The 20,587-nt window shown below is 70.9% G+C and carries 14 protein-coding genes and 1 pseudogene; 14 read left to right on the plus strand and 1 reads right to left on the minus strand.

What is annotated here, in order from left to right; genetic code table 11:
* Positions 1-88 precede the first annotated feature (88 nt).
* From ACZ5WE_RS13215 to ACZ5WE_RS13230, 4 genes and pseudogenes are all read left to right on the plus strand, one after another.
* Entirely contained in the window at positions 89-460 is a 372-nt protein-coding gene (locus ACZ5WE_RS13215) for a type II secretion system F family protein (RefSeq protein ID WP_467685995.1), read from the plus strand.
* A 177-nt stretch (positions 461-637) separates the two neighbouring features.
* The gene (locus ACZ5WE_RS13220; RefSeq protein ID WP_234362807.1) at positions 638-775 is read left to right on the plus strand and encodes a DUF4244 domain-containing protein; all 138 of its coding nucleotides are present in this window, start codon (positions 638-640) and stop codon (positions 773-775) included.
* Positions 762-1,154 (plus strand): TadE family type IV pilus minor pilin, encoded by a 393-nt coding sequence (locus tag ACZ5WE_RS13225; RefSeq protein ID WP_467685997.1) that lies wholly within the window; start codon positions 762-764, stop codon positions 1,152-1,154. Before ACZ5WE_RS13220 ends, ACZ5WE_RS13225 begins: the two co-directional genes overlap by 14 nt.
* A gap of 74 nt (positions 1,155-1,228) precedes the next feature.
* Positions 1,229-1,444, plus strand: a pseudogene (locus tag ACZ5WE_RS13230) (Rv3654c family TadE-like protein); the annotation flags it as partial.
* A 573-nt stretch (positions 1,445-2,017) separates the two neighbouring features.
* Here the strand turns inward: ACZ5WE_RS13230 and ACZ5WE_RS13235 are convergent.
* Positions 2,018-4,471: a DEAD/DEAH box helicase gene (locus ACZ5WE_RS13235; protein WP_467685999.1), complete on the minus strand. Its 2,454-nt coding sequence runs from the start codon at positions 4,469-4,471 to the stop codon at positions 2,018-2,020.
* An 80-nt stretch (positions 4,472-4,551) separates the two neighbouring features.
* Here ACZ5WE_RS13235 and bldG point away from each other — a divergent pair, with 80 nt between their 5' ends.
* The 10 genes from bldG to ACZ5WE_RS13285 all read left to right on the plus strand — a co-directional run bounded on the left by bldG (position 4,552) and on the right by ACZ5WE_RS13285 (position 20,567).
* Positions 4,552-4,893 carry an anti-sigma factor antagonist BldG gene (bldG, locus tag ACZ5WE_RS13240; protein ID WP_003975386.1) on the plus strand — a complete coding sequence of 114 codons (342 nt, stop codon included), beginning with the start codon at positions 4,552-4,554 and terminating at the stop codon, positions 4,891-4,893.
* Between the two features lie 113 nt (positions 4,894-5,006).
* Complete coding sequence (locus ACZ5WE_RS13245) at positions 5,007-5,444, plus strand: ATP-binding protein (RefSeq protein WP_467686001.1); 438 nt, start codon at positions 5,007-5,009, stop codon at positions 5,442-5,444.
* Positions 5,445-5,751: 307 nt separating this feature from the next.
* The gene (locus ACZ5WE_RS13250; RefSeq protein ID WP_467686003.1) at positions 5,752-8,160 is read left to right on the plus strand and encodes a sodium-translocating pyrophosphatase; all 2,409 of its coding nucleotides are present in this window, start codon (positions 5,752-5,754) and stop codon (positions 8,158-8,160) included.
* Between the two features lie 199 nt (positions 8,161-8,359).
* Entirely contained in the window at positions 8,360-8,941 is a 582-nt protein-coding gene (locus ACZ5WE_RS13255; RefSeq protein ID WP_160506350.1) for a small secreted protein, read from the plus strand.
* Positions 8,942-9,137: 196 nt separating this feature from the next.
* A complete protein-coding gene (locus tag ACZ5WE_RS13260; protein ID WP_467686005.1) occupies positions 9,138-10,658 on the plus strand; it encodes a DUF7059 domain-containing protein in 1,521 nt (506 codons plus the stop codon).
* 253 nt (positions 10,659-10,911) lie between these two features.
* The gene (locus ACZ5WE_RS13265) at positions 10,912-11,109 is read left to right on the plus strand and encodes a hypothetical protein (protein ID WP_467686007.1); all 198 of its coding nucleotides are present in this window, start codon (positions 10,912-10,914) and stop codon (positions 11,107-11,109) included.
* Between the two features lie 274 nt (positions 11,110-11,383).
* Positions 11,384-14,215 (plus strand): type I DNA topoisomerase, encoded by a 2,832-nt coding sequence (gene topA, locus ACZ5WE_RS13270; protein ID WP_467686009.1) that lies wholly within the window; start codon positions 11,384-11,386, stop codon positions 14,213-14,215.
* A 110-nt stretch (positions 14,216-14,325) separates the two neighbouring features.
* Positions 14,326-17,574, plus strand: a complete 3,249-nt coding sequence (gene tmk, locus ACZ5WE_RS13275; protein ID WP_467686011.1) for a dTMP kinase — start codon at positions 14,326-14,328, stop codon at positions 17,572-17,574.
* 123 nt (positions 17,575-17,697) lie between these two features.
* Complete coding sequence (locus ACZ5WE_RS13280) at positions 17,698-18,903, plus strand: DNA polymerase III subunit delta' (RefSeq protein WP_467686013.1); 1,206 nt, start codon at positions 17,698-17,700, stop codon at positions 18,901-18,903.
* 116 nt (positions 18,904-19,019) lie between these two features.
* Entirely contained in the window at positions 19,020-20,567 is a 1,548-nt protein-coding gene (locus ACZ5WE_RS13285; RefSeq protein WP_467686015.1) for an alpha/beta hydrolase, read from the plus strand.
* Positions 20,568-20,587 lie beyond the last annotated feature (20 nt).

A 20,587-nucleotide genomic window follows, 5' to 3' on the forward strand; every position in this document is an offset into this window, starting at 1 on the left:
TGAGTTCGACGCGGTGCAGGCGGCTCGGCAACTTCCCTTGGCAGCCGACCTGTTGGCGGCTTGCGTCGCTGCCGGCGCGGGGCCTGTCGTGGCCGCTCAGGCTGTCGGCGATGCGCTGAAGGGGCCGGTCGGGGATCGCCTTGCGCAGGGGGCCGCGGAGGTGCGGCTTGGCGGTGAACCAGTCGACGCCTGGCGGAGGTTGGGCGCGATACCGGGCGCGGGAGCGCTGGCTCGCCTGCTGGAGCGGGCGGGGGACTCGGGGGCTCCGGCGGCGGAACCGGTGGCACGTCTCGCCGCGGACTGCCGCGCGGAACGGAGCCGCACGGCAACGGCGGCGGCGCGCAGGGCCGGAGTGCTGATGACGGCGCCGGTGGGGCTGTGCTTCTTGCCCGCGTTCATCGCGGTCGGAGTGCTGCCTGTGGTGATCGGCCTGGCGGATGGGTTGTTGAGCGGCACCTGAGCGGTATCGGAGCGGCTCTATGGCTCTGTGTCCGGACGGCTGAGTGGCGGGACGGCGGCTCGTGAGGCGGCTGTTGTGACCTGAACGTACTGGAATTTAACGGGGGTTGAGATGTGGGGACAGCTGTGTGCACGGGCGCTGCGGCGCAAGGCGCGTGCGGTGCGGAAGGACGCGGGGATGGTCACTTCGGAGTACGCGATGGGACTCATCGCGGCGGTCGGGTTCGCCGGACTGCTCTACAAGGTGGTGACCAGCGGGCAGGTCAGGGCGGCGTTGCAGGCGGTCGTGGAGAAGGCGCTCGATGTCCAGTTCTGAGCGGACGCGGGACAGCCGGGGCCGTGGTGGGGACCGAGGCTTCGTGACGGCTGAGGCGGCCGTGGTGTTGCCCACGCTCGTGCTGTTCACGATGGCGCTGGTCTGGGCGTTGCTGACCGCGTCCGCGCAGATCCAGTGCGTGGACGCGGCACGGGCCGGGGCGCGGGCGTTGGCCAGGCAGGACCCCGAGAGCGCGGCAGTGGCAGCGGCTCGGCAGGCGGCGCCGCGTGGTGCGGCGGTGGCCGTGCGGCGTGACGGCGACCTGGTGCGGGTGGAGGTCGTGGCGCACTCGCCAGGCCCCGAAGCCCTGGGGCTCGGGTTGCGGCTGAGGTCGGAGGCGGTGGCGTTGGCGGAGGAGACGGTGGGGGTGGGCGCGTGAGAGGGCGGACCGGGTTCCGGGCAGCCGGGGCCATGTCGGACCGTGGAGCCGCCACGGTGTGGGTCGTCGTCGTGATGGCCGTGCTGTGCGTAATCTGCGGCGCGGTCCTCGCGATGGGGCAGGTGATCGTCGCCCGCCATCGAGCCGGCGGGGCCGCCGACTTGGCGGCGCTCGCCGCTGCGGACCACTGGATGGAGGGGCGCTCCGGGGCGTGCGCCAGGGCCGGGCGGGTGGCCGGGGCGCAGGGGACGCGCCTCGTGCGGTGCGCGGTGCGCGGCGAGATCGCGGACGTGACCGCGGCAGCGGGCTTCGGCCCGTTCGAGACGGAGGTCAGGTCCCGGGCGGGCCCGGCGGGGCCGGTTGCGCCGGGCCCGGCTGCCGAGCCCGGGGCGGGCGCTGTGGCGCACGCAGGGTGGCACCCAGACCTGTGGCCGGCGCGAGACGCCGCAGGCCCGCCAGACCCCCTTGTGGCGCCTGCTGGCCAGATGCCTGAGGCGAGGACGGGCGGCCCCGCCGCCCGACGATCGAACGCGTACCGCGCGCCCCCGGAAGCGAAGGTGTCGCCCGTTCTGTGGCGGCCTGGAATGAGGTCACCGCCGGATGCCGGACCGCTATCGGGCGGCGACTCCGCATCGCCCACCGACGCACAGCCAGGAGCGAGAGTGGCACCCGCTGCCATGCTCCGGTCAGGAGCAAGCCGCACAGCCGTGGCGTCTGCAGCCCCGCCCCGGCCAGGCGCGAGCGCAGCAGCGGCCGCAACAGCAGCCGCAGCCCCCGCTGTCCCTCCACGGTCGGGCGTGAGTTTCGCAGTGGTCGACCGATGCCTCTCGGGGGATGGGAGGTGTGGGGGCGTCCTTGGACTCTCAGGGGTCGGGGGCGTCCTTGAGGAGCGTGGTGAGGAGGCGGACCGCACCGCGTTTGTGCAGGGGGTCGTTGCCGTTGCCGCATTTCGGGGACTGGATGCAGGAGGGGCAGCCGGCCTCGCACTCGCAGGAGGCGATGGCCTGGCGGGTGGCGGTCAGCCATGCGCGGGCCGTGTGGAAGGCCCGCTCGGCGAAGCCCGCCCCGCCGGGGTGGCCGTCGTACACGAAGACGGTCGGCAGGAGCGTGTCCGGATGCAGCGGCACGGAGACGCCGCCGATGTCCCACCGGTCGCAGGTCGCGAAGAGCGGCAGCATGCCGATGGAGGCGTGCTCGGCGGCGTGCAGGGCGCCGCCGAGGATCTCCGGGTTGACGCGGGCGGCGTCCAGCTGGTCCTCGGTGACCGTCCACCAGACCGCGCGGGTGCGCAGCGTGCGGGGCGGCAGGTCCAGCTTGGTCTCGCCGAGCACCTCGCCGGTGATCAGCTTGCGGCGCAGGAAGGAGACGACCTGGTTGGTGACCTCGACGGAGCCGTAGCAGAGGCGGCCGGAGCCCCAGGGGATCTCGGTGTCGGTTTCCAGGATGGAGATGGCCGTGGTGTCGCGGGCCGTCGTGGAGTAGGGCGGCCGGGCCTCCTCGACCAGGGCGACCGAATCCTCCAGGTCCAGGCGGCGCACCAGATAGGTGAGGCCCTGGTGGAGGTGGACGGCACCCTCGTGGACGGCGGTGTGCGCGGCGGACGCGTCGACGGTGCCGAGCAGCCGGCCCGTGCCCTCCTCGACGATCTGGATGGGCTTCCCGCCCTCGCCGCGGATGTCGGTGAGGTCGGCGGCCCGTTCCCTGCGGGTCCAGTGCCAGGCTTTCGTGCGGCGGCGCAGCAGCTTCGCGGCCTCCAGCTGCGGGAGCAGGTCCTCGGTGGCCGGGCCGAAGAGCGCCAGGTCGTCGTCCGTGAGCGGGAGTTCCGCGGCGGCCGCGCAGAGGTGGGGCGCGAGGACGTACGGATTGTCGGGGTCGAGGACCGTCGACTCCACCGGCTGATCGAACAGTGCTTCGGGGTGGTGGACGAGATACGTGTCCAGCGGGTCGTCGCGGGCGACGAGGACGGCCAGTGCGCCCTGCCCGGAGCGTCCGGCGCGGCCCGCCTGCTGCCAGAGCGAGGCGCGGGTCCCCGGATAGCCGGAGATGATCACGGCGTCCAACCCGGAGACGTCCACGCCGAGTTCGAGGGCGGTGGTGGCCGCGAGGCCGAGAAGTTCCCCGGAGTGCAGGGCTTGCTCCAGGGCACGGCGCTCCTCGGGGAGATATCCGCCCCGGTAGGCGGCCACGCGGCGGGCGAGGGAGCGGTCGACCTCGGCGAGGCGTTCCTGGGCGATCACCGAGATCAGCTCGGCGCCGCGCCGGGACCGTACGAAGGCGACGGACCGGACGCCCTGGACGGCCAGGTCCGTCAGGAGGTCGGCCGTCTCGGCGGTGGCGGTGCGGCGGACGGGGGCGCCCTTCTCGCCGTGGAGGTCGGTGAGCGGGGGTTCCCAGAGGGCGAAGACGAGGTCGCCGCGGGGTGAGGCGTCGTCGGCGACCTCCTTCACGGGGAGTCCGGTGAGTCGTTCCGCGGCGATGGCGGGGTCGGCGGAAGTGGCGGAGGCGAGGAGGAAGACGGGGTCGGAGCCGTAGCGGGCGCAGAGGCGGCGCAGGCGGCGCAGGACCTGGGCGACGTGCGAGCCGAAGACGCCGCGGTAGGTGTGGCACTCGTCGATGACGACATAGCGCAGGGCTCGCAGGAAGGAGGACCAGCGGGGGTGGGACGGGAGTATCCCGCGGTGCAGCATGTCGGGGTTGGTCAGGACGTAGTTGGCGTACTGACGCACCCATTCGCGTTCTTCGACGGGGGTGTCGCCGTCGTACACGGCGGGGCGGACCGCGTTGCCCAGGGGCGCGGCGAGCTCGCGCACGGCCCGGCGCTGGTCGGCGGCCAGGGCCTTCGTCGGGGCGAGGTACAGCGCGGTCGCGCCGCGTCCGTTCGGTGCCTCGGAGCCGTCCAGGAGAGCCGAGAGCACGGGAGTGAGATACGCCAGCGACTTGCCCGAAGCGGTGCCGGTGGCGACGATGACCGACTCGCCGTCCAGAGCGTGCTCGGCGGCGAGTGCCTGGTGGGCCCAGGGGTGCTCGATCCCGGCCGATTGGACCGCGGCGACGACTTCCGAACGGATGCGATCAGGCCAGACTGCATACCGAGCCTCGCGCGGGGGCAAGTGCTCCGTATGAGTGACGCGCGAAGCACGGCTCGGCCCCGCGGTGAGCCGGTCCAGGACCGTCCGTGGAGACGTGCGTACCGGGGCGCCCGTGGAGGGTCCTCCCGGCGGAGAAAAGTTGGCCATCGGCACCGAGTGTGTCACTGGCGGGATGGACAATGGTCCCAAGGCGTCGTGCGCGCCTGCCTGTAAGTGATTGAATGCCATCGCGGCTGGCGATCCGTCCTGGGGGCTCTGCCGAGGTGTCCCGAGGGATGACCGCTCGATAGCAAGGTGCTGGAGGATCCGTGGACCTGTCCCTGTCGACCCGTACCGTCGGCGATCGTACGGTCGTCGAGGTCGGTGGCGAAATCGATGTCTATACCGCGCCCAAGTTGCGCGAACAGTTGGTCGAGTTGGTGAACGACGGCAGTTTCCATCTGGTCGTCGACATGGAGGGCGTGGACTTCCTCGACTCCACCGGGCTCGGCGTTCTGGTCGGCGGCCTGAAGCGGGTGCGTGCCCATGAGGGCTCGCTGCGCCTGGTCTGCAACCAGGAACGTATTTTGAAGATCTTCCGCATCACCGGCCTGACCAAGGTGTTCCCCATTCACACCTCGGTCGAGGAAGCGGTCGCGGCCACCGACTGAGAGCCGGATGTCCCGGGTCGGCTGCTTGCTCGGCCCGGGTGTGGCAGAACAGCAGGGGACCGGGCCCTCGGCCCGGCCCCCTGACAGCACGCGCGTATGTCCGAGGGGGATACATGGCCACCGTTGAACTCCGCTTCAGCGCGCTGCCCGAGCACGTCAGGACCGCCCGGCTCGTGGCGGCGGCGGTCGCGCGCAGGGCCGGAGTGGACGAGGCCGTCCTCGACGAGGTCAGGCTCGCTGTCGGCGAGGCCTGCACGCGCGCCGTCGGGCTCCACCAGAGCAACGGCGTATCGGCGCCGGTGCGGGTCGCCCTGATCGAGGACGAGAAGCAGTTCTCCATCGAGGTCGGCGACGAGGCCCCCCACGCGACGCCCGGCGACCGGGCACCCGGCTCGGGGTCCGGCGTGGTCGACGATCCGGAGGCCGAGGGTGAGGACGAGATGGGCCTCGCCGTCATCAGCGGGCTCGTGGACGACGTGGAGGTCACCGCGGGCGAGGGTGGCGGTCTCATCCGGATGACGTGGCCCACGACCCCGGCGCCACTCGTCTGAACCGGTCCGTCGGTCCGTTTCTGGCCGGTCCGTCGGTCCACCCCTGAGCTCCACCAAGGTCTTGCTCCCCACCCGGGAGCAGGGCCTTTTTCTTTTGTGGATCATTGCCCCGGTCAATTGCCGCGGGCCTGCCGGTCGCCGTCAACGGTTTTGGGGCATTACCGCTTTCGGGGCCAGTCTGCGGTCGCGATCATTTGCTGGGAAGCAATCTTGCGCCAATTCCGTTTGCGGCGCTCTGTTTTGATCAGGTTCCGCTCCCTACAATCCGTCCACATCTTGAGCTCACCCCAGGCGTCAAGGAGGACGAATGGCGGGGCTTTCTACCCCTCATCAGTTTGACCACACCTCAACCTTCGCAGCCGCAGTACTGACCGACGACAACCGCCTCATCGTGATGGTCATCGCGGCCGTCGCGGTCGCGGCCCTCGCGGTCGCCTGGGTGCTGGTACGCCAGGTGCTCGCGGCCGACGAGGGCACCGACAGCATGAAGAAGATCGCGAAAGCGATCCAGGAGGGCGCCAATGCCTACCTGGGCAGGCAGTTGCGCACACTCGGCGTTTTCGCCGTCGTGGTGTTCTTCCTGCTCATGCTGCTGCCCGCAGACGACTGGAATCAGCGTGCAGGTCGATCGATCTTCTTCTTGATCGGTGCGGTGTTCTCGGCGACCACCGGCTATATCGGCATGTGGCTCGCCGTACGCAGCAATGTCCGTGTGGCGGCAGCCGCACGAGAGGCCACTCCGGCGGCAGGTGAACCCGAAAAGGATCTCACCGCCGTTTCGCACAAGGCCATGAAGATCGCTTTCCGCACGGGCGGCGTTGTCGGCATGTTCACGGTCGGGCTCGGTCTTCTGGGCGCCTCCACTGTGGTGCTTGTCTACGCGGCCGACGCGCCGAAGGTCCTCGAAGGCTTCGGCCTCGGGGCGGCGCTGATCGCGATGTTCATGCGTGTGGGCGGCGGCATCTTCACGAAGGCCGCCGACGTCGGCGCCGACCTGGTCGGCAAGGTCGAGCAGGGCATTCCCGAGGACGACCCGAGGAATGCCGCGACCATCGCCGACAACGTGGGCGACAACGTCGGCGACTGCGCGGGAATGGCCGCCGACCTCTTCGAGTCCTACGCGGTGACCCTGGTCGCCGCGCTGATCCTCGGCAAGGTCGCGTTCGGCGACTCCGGACTCGCCTTCCCGCTGATCGTTCCGGCGATCGGTGTCGTGACGGCGATGATCGGGATCTTCGCGGTGGCGCCACGGCGCTCCGACCGCAGCGGGATGACCGCCATCAACCGCGGGTTCTTCATCTCGGCGATCATCTCGCTGGTGCTCGTCGCCGTGGCGGTCTTCGTCTACCTGCCGTCGTCGTACGCCGACCTGGACGGCGTCACGGACACGGCGGTCGCGGGACACGACGGCGATCCGCGCGTTCTCGCGGTCATCGCCGTCGCGATCGGCATCGTCATGGCCGCGCTGATCCAGCAGCTCACCGGGTACTTCACGGAGACCACCCGGCGGCCTGTGAAGGACATCGGCAAGACGTCGCTCACCGGCCCGGCCACCGTCGTCCTCGCGGGCATCTCCATCGGCCTCGAATCGGCCGTCTACACCGCGCTCCTGATCGGGCTCGGCGTGTACGGGGCGTTCCTGCTCGGCGGTACGTCGATCATGCTCGCCCTGTTCGCGGTGGCGCTCGCCGGAACCGGCCTGCTCACCACGGTCGGCGTGATCGTCGCCATGGACACCTTCGGTCCGGTCTCCGACAACGCGCAGGGCATCGCCGAGATGTCCGGTGACGTCGAGGGCGCCGGCGCGCAGGTGCTCACCGACCTGGACGCCGTCGGCAACACCACCAAGGCCATCACCAAGGGCATCGCCATCGCCACGGCCGTCCTCGCGGCCGCGGCGCTCTTCGGCTCGTATCGCGACGCCATCGCGACCGCGGCCAAGGACGTCGGCGAGAAAATGGGCGACGGCGCTCCCATGAACCTGGTCATGGACATCTCGCAGCCCAACAACCTGGTCGGCCTGATCCTGGGCGCCGCGGTCGTGTTCCTCTTCTCGGGGCTCGCGATCAACGCGGTGTCGAGGTCGGCGGGAGCGGTGGTCTACGAGGTGCGGCGGCAGTTCCGCGAGCGCCCCGGGATCATGGACTACTCCGAGGAACCGGAGTACGGGCGCGTCGTCGACATCTGCACCAAGGACGCGCTGCGCGAGCTGACCACGCCAGGTCTGCTCGCGGTGCTCACGCCGATCGCGGTCGGCTTCTCGCTCGGCGTCGGCGCGCTCGGCTCGTTCCTGGCGGGCGCGATCGGCACGGGCACGCTGATGGCGGTCTTCCTCGCCAACTCCGGCGGTGCCTGGGACAACGCGAAGAAGCTCGTCGAGGACGGCCACCACGGCGGCAAGGGCAGTGAGGCCCACGCCGCGGTGGTCATCGGTGACACCGTCGGTGACCCGTTCAAGGACACCGCGGGGCCGGCGATCAACCCGCTCCTGAAGGTGATGAACCTGGTGGCGCTGCTCATCGCGCCCGCGGTCGTCCAGTTCAGCTACGGGGATGACGCGAGTGCGGGAGTGCGGGCAGTGATCGCCGTGCTCTCGATCCTGGTCATCATCGGCGCGGTGTACGTCTCCAAGAGGCGAGGCATCGCCGTGGGTGACGCGGAGGAAGGTGGTGCGGAGCGAGTAGGTAACTCGGCTGACCCGGCCGTGGTTTCGTAACGCCGGGTCAGACTCTGCCCAACACAAGGGCGGACGGCGCGTTTTGACGCGGCGTCCGCCCTTCGTGTGCGTCGTGAGCTGTCTGGTGAGCCTTCTCATGCGCCATCTGCTTGGTGCAAATGGCTTTAATAGGGGTGGTACCGGGCCCCCGGCATGCGGTTGTAGCCCAGTTGGCGTGTAAGTTCCGGGGCCGAGAGCCATGGAAGGGACCAATCCGGTGAACAAGAAGCTTGCAGCCGCACTGTCCGGCGGTGCGGTACTGGTACTGGCGCTGTCGGGCTGCAGCGACGACGGCAACGAGAAGCTGGACTCCTGGGCCAAGGACGTCTGTGACTCGGTTCAGCCGCAGTCGAAGAAGATCGCTGCCGCCAACGCGGCGATCCAGAAGGAGACCTCGGACAACAGCTCGCCGGAGGACGTCCAGAAGACCGACTCCAAGGCGTTCCAGGACATGTCCGACGCCTACAAGGCGATGGGCGCCGCCGTGAAGGACGCGGGCGCCCCGCCGGTCGACGGCGGCCAGAAGAAGACCGACGACGCGGTCAAGGAACTGAACGCCATCTCCAAGTCGTACGGCGACCTGAAGAAGAAGGTCGACGGCCTGGACACCAAGAACCAGGCGGACTTCGCGGACGGCCTCAAGACCGTCGCGGGGGAGCTGGACAAGCTGAGCAAGAGCGGCAACGAGGCGCTGGAGAAGTTGCAGGAGGGCGAGGTGGGCAAGGCGATGGGCAAGCAGGACAGCTGCAAGTCGGCTAGCGCTACGCCTTCGGCCGCCTAGGGGGTTGCCCCCTTCTTGCCCGCTGCCCCGGCGCCTTGGGAACGATCCCCCGGCGTCGGGGCAGCGGCGTATCCATCCGGGTGGGATCCGCCCTGCGGAACGATTGCCCACAGCGGAGACGGCCGGGGTGGGATCCGCCCTGCGGAACGATTGCCCACAGCGGTGGATACAAGCGGATGCGGGTCACAATGAGGGGGTGAGTATTGCTAGCGCCCCCCTGCCCTCGTCCGATCGTGCCGACGTCTCCGCCCAGTTGCGCGAAGCCCTGCTGGAGGCCGACTTCACCGCTGACGGGCTGCTCGAGCTCCTCGGGGCGCCTGCCTACACGGCGCTCGCCCGCAGCGAGACCGTGCCCGCGCTGCGGGCCACCCGCGGCGAAGGGCCGCTGGAGACGCTCGTACGGCTCTTCCTGTTGCAGCGATCCGTCCCGCACGCGCGCGTGGCGGCCGTTTTGCCGGTCGGCCCTCTACTGGAGAGCGGTTGGCTGACCGCGGCGGACGGTGAGGGCGCGCTGAGGGCGACGGTGGACGTGCGCCCCTACGGCGGTCCCAGCGGCGAGGACTGGTTCATCGTCTCGGACCTGGGGTGCGCGGTCGGCGGCGCCGGAGGCATCGGCAGCCACGACGAAGGGGTCGTACTGGGGGTCGGCGGGGCCTCGACGACGCTTGCCGGTCTCACGGTGCGTACGCCTGTGGCCAGCGCTCTCGACCTCGGCACCGGCTCCGGGATCCAGGCGTTGCACGCCGCGCACCACGCGACCCGGGTGACCGCGACCGACCTCAACCCCCGCGCGCTGCACGTCACACGGCTCACCCTCGCCCTGTCCGGTGCCCCCGAGGCGGACCTGCGCGAGGGCTCCCTCTTCGAACCCGTGGGCGAGGAGACGTACGACCTGATCGTCTCCAACCCGCCCTTCGTGATCTCTCCCGGGGCGCGGCTCACCTACCGCGACGGTGGCATGGGCGGGGACGATCTGTGCCGGTCGCTCGTTCAGGAGGCGGGGGAGCGGTTGAACGAAGGGGGGTATGCGCACTTCCTCGCCAACTGGCAGCACGTGGACGGCGAGGAGTGGACCGAGCGGCTCCGTTCCTGGGTGCCGCGCGGGTGCGACGCGTGGATCGTGCAGCGTGAGGTGCAGGACGTCACGCAGTACGCCGAGCTGTGGCTGCGGGACGCCGGGGACCACCGGACGGACCCGGAGGAGTACGCGGCGCGGTACGACGCGTGGCTGGACGAGTTCGAGGCCCGCAAGACGCGCGCGGTCGGGTTCGGGTGGATCACACTCCGCAAGTCCGGCGTGGCCGAGCCGTCCGTGACCGTGGAGGAATGGCCGCACCCCGTCGAGCAGCCGCTGGGCGAGACGGTGCGGGAGTTCTTCGCACGGCAGGACTTCCTGCGGACGCACGACGACGCAGCGCTGCTCGCAGGGCACTTCAAACTCGCGGACGAGGTCGTCCAGGAGCAGGTCGGGCTGCCCGGCGCCGAGGACCCGGAGCATGTCGTGCTGCGCCAGCACCGCGGGATGCGGCGGGCCACCAAGGTGGACACGGTGGGCGCGGGCTTCGCCGGGGTGTGTGACGGGACGCTGAGTGCCGGGCGGATCCTCGACGCGATCGCCCAACTGGTCGGGGAGGACCCCGTCTTGCTGCGGGACCGCACGCCCGCGCAGATCCGGCTCCTCGTCGAGCAGGGCTTCCTGGAGCCGGCCGGAGCGTAGGGGCATATCGCTCTTCGGGCCGCTCTTCGGGCCGTTGGCGGTACGCGTACGGCGTGTCTCGTACGTTTCGCGGACATCGATCCCCCGTTGTGAGTGGGATGGATGGACGCCGGCGACCGGTTCCGGTCGAGTTGGGCGGGGGCGGCGGCCGGTGACTGAAGCCGGGAGCCCTCCGTTCACCCGGGGTTCGTGCCGCGGTTTCCCGGGCGTGTCAGGTTGCCGATCCGGGAACTCAGTACGGGGAGGCAATGACATGGAGAGTGGACCAGCGATCTTCGCGGGCACGGTGTTCGCGCTGTTCGGAGCGGGACTGCTGCTGTGGACCGGGGCACGTGTGGCGCACCGCGCGCCCGTCGCCGACGGTGTGAGCCCCGTCGCATCGGCGACGCTCGCCGCGCTCGCCGGATCGGGGGCACTGGTGCTCGGAGTGTGGTGTTTCACTCGGATGTGACCGAAAGAGGTCGGTGGCCTCAGGGCGCACACGGGCCGTAGGCCCGGCGCCGGTGCCGAGCCGGTGGTGAACCCCGTGGTGAAACGGCAGGTCGCCACTCCGGGCGGCAGGAATGGCGGTAGTCGGGTTACCGTTCGAGTGGCCGTTGCGGGCTTTTCCCGTTTGACACGGGGGCGGGATGTACCGTCACACTCCGCAGCGTCAGCGCAACTCAAGCGCACCGAGCGAGGCCACAGAGCACGGCCCCGAGTACCGACCGGAGAGAAGAGCGAAGTTGTCCCCGACCAGCGAGACCGCAAAGGGCGGCCGCCGACTCGTCATCGTCGAGTCGCCTGCCAAGGCGAAGACGATCAAGGGTTACCTCGGCCCCGGCTACGTAGTCGAGGCAAGCGTCGGGCACATCCGCGACCTTCCCAACGGCGCCGCGGAGGTCCCCGACAAGTACACCGGCGAGGTGCGCCGTCTCGGCGTGGACGTCGAGAACGACTTCGAGCCCATCTATGTCGTCAACTCCGACAAGAAGGCACAGGTCAAGAAGCTCAAGGACCTGCTGAAGGACTCCGACGAACTCTTCCTCGCCACCGATGAGGACCGCGAGGGCGAAGCCATCGCGTGGCACCTCCTCGAAGTCCTGAAGCCCAAGGTCCCGGTCAAGCGCATGGTGTTCCACGAGATCACCAAGGCCGCGATCCAGGGCGCCGTCGCCAACCCGCGCGAGCTCAACAAGCGCATGGTCGACGCCCAGGAGACCCGCCGCATCCTCGACCGTCTCTACGGCTACGAGGTCTCGCCGGTCCTGTGGAAGAAGGTCATGCCGCGCCTGTCGGCGGGCCGTGTCCAGTCCGTGGCGACCCGCCTCGTCGTCGAGCGCGAGCGCGAGCGCATCGCCTTCCGCTCCGCCGAGTACTGGGACCTGACGGGCACCTTCGGCACCGGCCGCACCGGTGACGCCTCCGACCCCTCGCAGCTGGTCGCGCGCCTCACCACGGTCGACGGCAAGCGCATCGCGCAGGGCCGCGACTTCAACTCGGTCGGGCAGCTCAAGTCCGACACGCTGCACCTGGACGAGGCGAACGCCCGCTCGCTCGCCGCGGCGCTGGAGAACACCCGCTTCGCGGTCCGCTCCGTCGAGTCCAAGCCCTACCGCCGCTCTCCGTACGCGCCGTTCCGTACGACGACGATGCAGCAGGAGGCCAGCCGCAAGCTGGGCTTCGGCGCGAAGGCGACCATGCAGGTGGCGCAGAAGCTGTACGAGAACGGCTTCATCACCTACATGCGTACGGACTCCACGACGCTGTCCGACACGGCGGTCACCGCCGCTCGCGCGCAGGTCACGCAGCTGTACGGCAGCGACTACCTGCCGGACAAGCCCCGCACGTACGCCGGGAAGGTCAAGAACGCGCAGGAGGCGCACGAAGCGATCCGCCCCTCGGGTGATCGTTTCCGCACGCCCGCCGAGACCGGTCTGACGGGCGACCAGTTCCGGCTCTACGAGCTGATCTGGAAGCGGACCGTCGCCTCCCAGATGAAGGACGCGGTCGGAAACTCCGTCACGGTCAAGATCGGTGGCACGGCGGCCGACGGCCGCGACGCCGAGTTCAGCGCGTCCGGCAAGACCATCACCTTCCACGGCTTCATGAAGGCCTACGTGGAAGGCGCGGACGACCCGAACGCCGAGCTCGACGACCGCGAGCGCAGGCTCCCGCAGGTCAGCGAGGGCGACGCGCTGACCGCCGACGAGATCACCGTCGACGGCCACGCGACCAAGCCGCCGGCCCGCTACACCGAGGCCTCGCTGGTCAAGGAGCTCGAAGAGCGCGAGATCGGCCGCCCGTCGACGTACGCGTCGATCCTCGGCACGATCCTCGACCGCGGTTACGTCTTCAAGAAGGGCACGGCCCTCGTGCCCTCCTTCTTGTCCTTCGCTGTCGTCAACCTCCTGGAGACGCACTTCGGGCGGCTCGTCGACTACGACTTCACCGCACGCATGGAGGACGACCTCGACCGCATCGCGCGGGGCGAGGCGCAGGCCGTGCCGTGGCTGAAGCGGTTCTACTTCGGCGAGGGTGACGACGCGGGCGTCGCCTCCAGCGCGGGCAACGGCGACGGCGACCACCTCGGCGGGCTCAAGGAGCTGGTGACCGACCTGGGCGCGATCGACGCCCGGGAGATCTCCTCCTTCCCCGTCGGCGACGGCATCGTGCTCCGCGTCGGCCGCTACGGCCCCTACATCGAGCGCGGCGAGAAGGACGCGGAGGGCCACCAGCGCGCCGACGTGCCCGACGACCTGCCGCCGGACGAGCTGACGGTCGAGTACGCCGAGGAGCTGCTCGCCAAGCCGAGCGGTGACTTCGCGCTCGGCACCGACCCCACGTCGGGCCACGAGATCATCGCCAAGGACGGCCGTTACGGCCCGTACGTCACCGAGGTGCTCCCCGAGGGCACCCCGAAGACCGGCAAGAACGCGGTCAAGCCGCGGACGGCCTCGCTCTTCAAGTCCATGTCACTCGACACGGTGACGCTCGATGACGCCCTCAAGCTGATGTCCCTGCCGCGTGTGGTCGGGGCGGACGCCGAGGGCGTGGAGATCACCGCGCAGAACGGCCGCTACGGCCCGTATCTGAAGAAGGGCACGGACTCGCGGTCCATCGACACCGAGGAGCAGCTCTTCAGCATCACGCAGGAAGAGGCCCTCGCGATCTACGCCCAGCCCAAGCAGCGCGGGCGGGCCGCCGCCAAGCCGCCGCTGAAGGAGCTCGGCGAGGACCCGGTCAGCGGGAAGCCCGTCGTCGTCAAGGACGGCCGCTTCGGGGCGTATGTCACGGACGGCGAGACGAACGCGACGCTGCGGGCCGCCGACAGTGTCGAGGACATCACCGCCGAGCGGGGCTACGAACTGCTCGCCGAGAAGCGGGCGAAGGGTCCGGCCAAGAAGACCGCCAAGAAGGCGGCGAAGAAGGCTCCCGCGAAGAAGACCGCAGCCAAGAAGACAGCCGCCAAGAAAACGGCTGCCAAGAAGACGACGGCTGCGAAGAAGACCACTACGAAGACGGCCGCCGCCAAGAAGACCGCGGCTTCGGCCACGAAGGCGTCCGACTCCGAGTAGGCAGCCGCGTACGTCACCTGGTGACGGCGCTGTGAATGTGTGAACCGAAGGGGCGCCCGTTTGTTCGGGCGCCCCTTCGGAGTGTCACACCGTGCGGATAGGCTGGACGGATGACGCGTGCAGAGCAGCCAACGGCCGGAAACCCGGCCCCCGACAACGCCCTGGTCGCAGATTCCCGAGAGCGTGCGGTCCGCGCCTTGCTGCGCGTGCCGCAGCTGAAGCGGCTCTGGAGCGCCCAGCTCGTCGGCGGTGTCGGCGATGCCCTCGCCCTCCTCGTCCTGGTGGTGCTCGCCCTTCAAGCGGCCATCGCCGAGGCGGCGTTCGGCGGCGGCTACCGAGGGGTCGCGTTCGCGGTCACCGCTGTCTTCGGGGCACGCGTTCTCGCGACGCTGCTCTTCGGAGCGGTGCTTCTCGGGCCGCTGAGCTCGATCACCTCACCGGACGGGCCGCTGGACCGGCGCTGGACGATGGTCGTGTCGGACGGCCTGCGGGCCGGACTCCTGATCGTCGCGCCGCTGTGGATCGACTGGACGCCGGACAACGCGCTCGCGATGCTGCTCGTGACCGCCTTCGTGATCGGCGTCGCCGAACGCTTCTGGACGGTCTGCCGCGAGAGCGCGGCGCCCGCGCTGCTGCCCTCGCCGCCCCTGGAGGGCGCGACGGTGCGTCCGCTGCCGGACCACATGGACGCGCTGCGGCGCCTGTCGCTGCGTACGGGATTCATCGCGCTGCCGCTCGCGGCCGCCGCGCTTGTCGCCATCACCCTGGTGGGGAATCTGCTGGGCGCCGGGATCGACTGGTTCGAGGCGCATCAGGCGGGGCTCGCCTCGTTCGTCGCCGCCGGGCTCTTCGCGGCCTCGCTGTCGATCGTCTACTTCCTCGAACTTCCCGCCACGCAGACGCCACGCGCGCGTAGCCCGCTCGAAGGGCTGCGCAGGCCGCGCACCGGCAGCGGAACCGACCGCGGCCGCACCGGCGCGATCCCGCTGCTCGTCGCCGCCTGCGCCGCGATCGCCGGGGCCGTCGCGGCCTCCGTCGCGGTCGCCGTGCTGCACGCCAAGGACCTGGACGGCGGGCCCGTCACGTACGGCCTGATCGTCCTCGCGCTGACCGGCGGCACGGCCGTCGGTATCCGCACCGCGCCGTCGCTGCTGCCCTCGCTCTCGCGCCGCAGGCTGCTCGCGCTCGCGATCGCCCTCACCGGCGTCGCGCTGCTCGCCGCAGGACTCGTGCCCGACGTGACGACCGTGCTGCTGCTCCTCGCGCTCGCCGGGGTGGCCGCGGGCATCGCCGCGCACACCGGGCACGCGCTGCTCGACCAGGAGGTCGAGGACTACCGCAGGGCGCGCACGACGGAACATCTCCAGGCGGTCGTACGCCTCTTCATCGCGCTCGGCGCGCTCATCGCCCCGGTGGTCGCGGCGGCGATCGGGCCGCACCGCTTCGTCAACGGCAAGTTCGTGTTCGACCACGGAGGCGCCGCCTTCACGCTGATGCTGGTGGGCGCGCTGCTCCTGCCGGTGGCCGCGATGGTCCTCGCCAAGATCGACGACCGGCAGGGCGTGCCGCTGCGCCACGACCTGCGGGACGCGCTGCGCGGCGGCGACGACCCCGAGCAGGGGATCGCCGCCACGGGGTTCTTCATCGCCCTGGAGGGCGGCGACGGCGCGGGCAAGTCCACGCAGGCCGAGGCGCTCGCCGAGTGGATCCGGGCCAAGGGCCACGAGGTCGTCGTGACGCGCGAGCCGGGGGCGACCCCGGTCGGCAAGCGACTGCGCTCGATCCTGCTCGACGTCTCGTCGGCAGGCCTCTCGCACCGCGCCGAAGCACTTCTGTACGCCGCCGACCGCGCCGAGCACGTCGACACGGTCGTACGTCCCGCCCTTGAGCGGGGCGCGGTCGTCATCTCCGACCGGTACATCGACTCCTCCGTCGCCTACCAGGGCGCGGGCCGCGATCTGTCGCCGACCGAGATCGCCCGTATCTCGCGGTGGGCGACGGCAGGGCTCGTGCCGCATCTGACGGTGCTGCTCGATGTCTCTCCGGAGGCGGCCCGCGAGCGCTTCACCGAGGCGCCCGACCGCCTCGAGTCGGAGCCCGCCGAGTTCCACGCGCGCGTGCGGTCCGGTTTCCTGACGCTCGCCGCGGCCGACCCGGGGCGCTATCTGGTGATCGACGCAGCCCAGGAGCCGGAGGCGGTCACGACCGTGGCCCGGCACCGGCTCGACCTGATGCTGCCGCTCTCCGAGGCCGAGGTGAAGGCGCAGGAGGAGGCCCGCAAGGCCGCCGAGGAAGAGGCGCGGCGCAAGGCCGAGGAAGAAGCCGCGCGCAAGGCCGAGGAGGAGCGGGTCGAGCGCGAGCGCCAGGAGCAGCTCGCCAAGCTCCGCGCCGAGGAGGAGGAGCGCAAGCGCCGCGAGTTGGAGGAGGCGCAGCGCCGGGAGGCGGAACGGCAGGCGGAGGAGGCAAGGCAGCGCGCCGAGGAGGCGAAGCGCCGGGCCGAGGAGGAGCAGGCACGCCTGCTGGCCGAGGAGAAGGTGCGGGCGGCCGAGGCGGAGCGGCGCCGCCAGGAGGCTGAGGAAGAGGCGCGGCTGCGTGCCGAGGCCGAGGCGCGACGCATCGAGAAGCAGCGCAAGGCTGAAGAGGCGCTGCTCCGGGCCGAGGAGGCGCGGCGGCTGGCTGCGGCTTCCGCGGCGGCTGCGGCTGCCGCTTCGAGCGCGGCGGCTTCGGCTCCGGCTGCGAAGCCTGTTTCGGCTCCTGCTCCTGCTCCTGCTCCGGCTGCGAAGCCTGCGTCGGCTCCGGCTCCGGCTCCGGCTCCGAAACCGAGTTCTGCTCAGAAGCCGACTACTGCTCCAACTCCCGCTTCGTCCGGTGCTCCTGCGGACGCCGTGCCGGACAACGAGACGACGATTCCCACTCCCGTGGTGCAGCCGGGTGCGCCCGCGCCGGGTGCGGCCGACGAGACCGCGGTGCTCCCGCAGGTACAGGACGCCTCCCACTCGGAGGAGACCGAGGTGCTGTCGCAGCCGCCGGTGCCGGGTGCTGCCGACGAGACGGCCGTGCTGCCTTCGGTACGAGAGGACGCCGACGAGACGGCCGTGCTGCCCCCGGTACGGGAGGAGGACAAGGTGCCGCCGGGTTACTTCCGCGACGAGCGCCCTGCGTCCTCGCCCGACGGCGGGAACGACCGCACCCGTGAGCTGCCCCAGGTCGATGAGCACGGTGAGCCTCGTGAGCGGCCTCGCTCGGACTGGGCGGAGGAGACTCCGCTGGACGATCTGCCGTCGCTGGCCGACGAGTTGCTGGGGGAGCGGGACGAGGACGAGGGCGGCCGGGGCGGCCGTGGGCGGAAGAGGCGCTGAGCCTCGCCGAGCCCGCGTTGTCGGCCGAGCGGACCGCGTTGTCAGTGGCGTGCTCCACAATGAGTTCGACAGCGTGACGTGCGACGTGTGCGACGCAGGTGTGCAGGGTGGAGGCGGTGACCGATGACCGTATGGGACGACCTGGTGGGCCAGGAGCGGGTGAGTGAGCAGCTCGGCGCCGCGGCCCGGGACGCCGACACGCTGGTCACCGCCGTGGCCGCGGGCACCCCGCGCCCCGAGGCGTCGAAGATGACGCACGCGTGGCTGTTCACCGGACCGCCCGGCTCCGGGCGGTCCACCGCCGCCCGCGCCTTCGGTGCCGCGCTTCAGTGCACCAGCCCGGACCGCGCGCTCGGCGGCGCACCCGGCTGCGGCTTCTGCGACGGTTGCCACACGAGCCTGGTCGGCACGCACGCCGACGTCGAAGTGGTGCGCACGGACCTGCTGTCCATCGGCGTGAAGGAGACCCGCGAGCTGGTCAGGCGTGCCCAGATGTCGCCTGCGGGCGGCCGCTGGCAGGTCATCGTCCTGGAGGACGCCGACCGCCTCACCGAGGGCGCGGGCAACGTCCTCCTGAAGGCCGTGGAAGAGCCCGCCCCCCGCACCGTATGGCTGCTCTGCGCCCCCTCGCTCGAGGACGTGCTGCCCACCATCCGCTCGCGCTGCCGCCACCTGACGCTGCGTACGCCTCCGGTGGACGCGGTCGCGGACGTACTCATCCGGCGTGACGGCATCGAGCCCGATGTCGCCGCTGCCGCCGCGCGCGCCACCCAGGGGCACATCGGCCGCGCCCGCCGTCTCGCGACCGACCCGCGGGCACGCGAGCGCCGCGCCGCCGTGCTCAAGCTGCCCCTGCGGGTGGAGGACATCGGCGGCTGCCTCAGGGCGGCGCAGGAGCTGATCGACACGGCAGGAGACGACGCGAAGCAGGTCGCGGAGGAGGTCGACGTCAAGGAGACCGACGACCTGAGGGCGGCGCTCGGCGCGGAGAAGGGCGGCCGGATGCCGCGCGGCACCGCGGGCGTCATGAAGGACCTCGAGGACCGGCAGAAGCGCCGCAGGACCCGCACCCAGCGCGACAGCCTCGACCTGGCGCTCATCGAACTGACCGGTGTCTACCGAGACGTGCTGACCTTGCAGCTCGGCTCCCGCGTGGCACTGGCGAACACGGAGGTGATCGACATGCTGGAACGCCTGGCGCGCGGCACCTCGCCCGAGTCGACGCTGCGCCGCATCGAGGCGATCGGCGCCTGCCGCACGGCACTGGACCGCAATGTGGCGCCGCTGCTCGCGGTGGAGGCCATGACGGTGGCGCTGCGGGCGGGTTAGCCGCGTCGCGGGGGCGGGCCGCCCCGTGGGCTGCCGTCCATATGGGGCGGGTTGACGGAGTCACCCATACGGGCACTTTGTGTCACTGATCCAACGCAGGGCGTTAGGCTCACGTGATGCGCATCAGAGGACTCCGCACCCCCGCGACCGCGTTCCTGGCCGCCGGACTGCTCATCTCCGGCTGCTCGGCCGGGAGCACGACGGCGGACGTGTCCATGGCCGCGCTGCCCCGCGCCACGCCGCAGGAGCTGTCTCCGTACTACGGACAGAAGCTGAGCTGGCGCGAGTGCGGCGTCGCCGGCTTCGAGTGCTCCACGATGAAGGCGCCGCTGGACTACGCGAAGCCGGACGGCCCGGCGATCAAGCTCGCCGTATCCCGGAAGAAGGCCACCGGACCCGGCAAGCGCCTCGGCTCGCTCCTGGTCAACCCGGGCGGCCCCGGCGGCTCGGCGATCGGCTACCTCCAGTCGTACGCGGCCCTCGGCTACCCCGAAGAGGTCCGCGCCCAGTACGACATGGCAGCGGTCGATCCGCGCGGCGTGGCCCGCAGCGAGCCCGTCACCTGCCTCGACGGCAAGCAGATGGACGCGTACACGCAGACGGACGTCACCCCGGACGACGAGCGCGAGGCCGGCCAACTGTCGCTCTCCTTCAAGAAGTTCACGGCGGGCTGCGAGAAGCGGTCCGGTGAGGTGCTGCCGCATGTCTCCACGGTCGAGGCGGCTCGCGACATGGACATCCTGCGCGCGGCGCTCGGCGACGAGAAGCTGAGCTACGTGGGCGCTTCGTACGGCACCTTTCTGGGGGCGACGTACGCCGGCCTCTACCCCGACCGCGTCGGCCGCCTCGTCCTGGACGGCGCGATGGACCCCTCGCTGCCGGCACGCCGCATGAACCGGGACCAGACGGCGGGCTTCGAGACAGCGTTCCAGTCGTTCGCGAAGGACTGCGTGGGCCGGTCGGACTGCCCTCTGGGCACGAAGAGCGAGGCGGACGCGGGCAAGCGCCTCAAGTCCTTCTTCGACGAGCTGGACCGCACGCCGATCCCCACCGGCGACTCCGACGGCCGCAAGCTCGGCGAGGCGCTGGCCACGACGGGCGTGATCGCCGCGATGTACGACGAAGGGGCCTGGCCCCAACTGCGCACGGCGCTGGCCACCGCGATGAGGGACAAGGACGGCGCGGGCCTCCTCTCCCTCTCGGACAGCTACTACGAGCGCGACGGCGACGGCACGTACGCGAACCTCATGTTCGCCAACGCCGCCGTGAACTGCCTGGACCTGCCCCCGGCCTTCGACACGGCCGCCGACGTCGAGAAATCCCTCCCGGACTTCGAGAAGGCCTCCCCGGTCTTCGGCGAGGGTCTGGCCTGGGCCTCGCTGAACTGTGCGTACTGGCCGGTGAAGGCGACGGGCGAGCCGCACCGCATCGAGGCGGACGGCGCGGCCCCGATCGTCGTGGTCGGCACCACGCGCGACCCGGCGACCCCCTACCGCTGGGCCGAGGCCCTGGCCGACCAGCTCTCCTCCGGCAAGCTGCTCACCTACGAGGGGGACGGCCACACGGCGTACGGGCGCGGCAGCAAGTGCGTGGACTCGGCGATCAACGCGTACCTGCTGGATGGCAAGGCCCCGGACGACGGAAAGCGCTGCTCGCAGGGGTGACGCGGCCCCCGGAGGGCCGC

It is taken from the genome of Streptomyces sp. NPDC033180 (assembly GCF_055577645.1).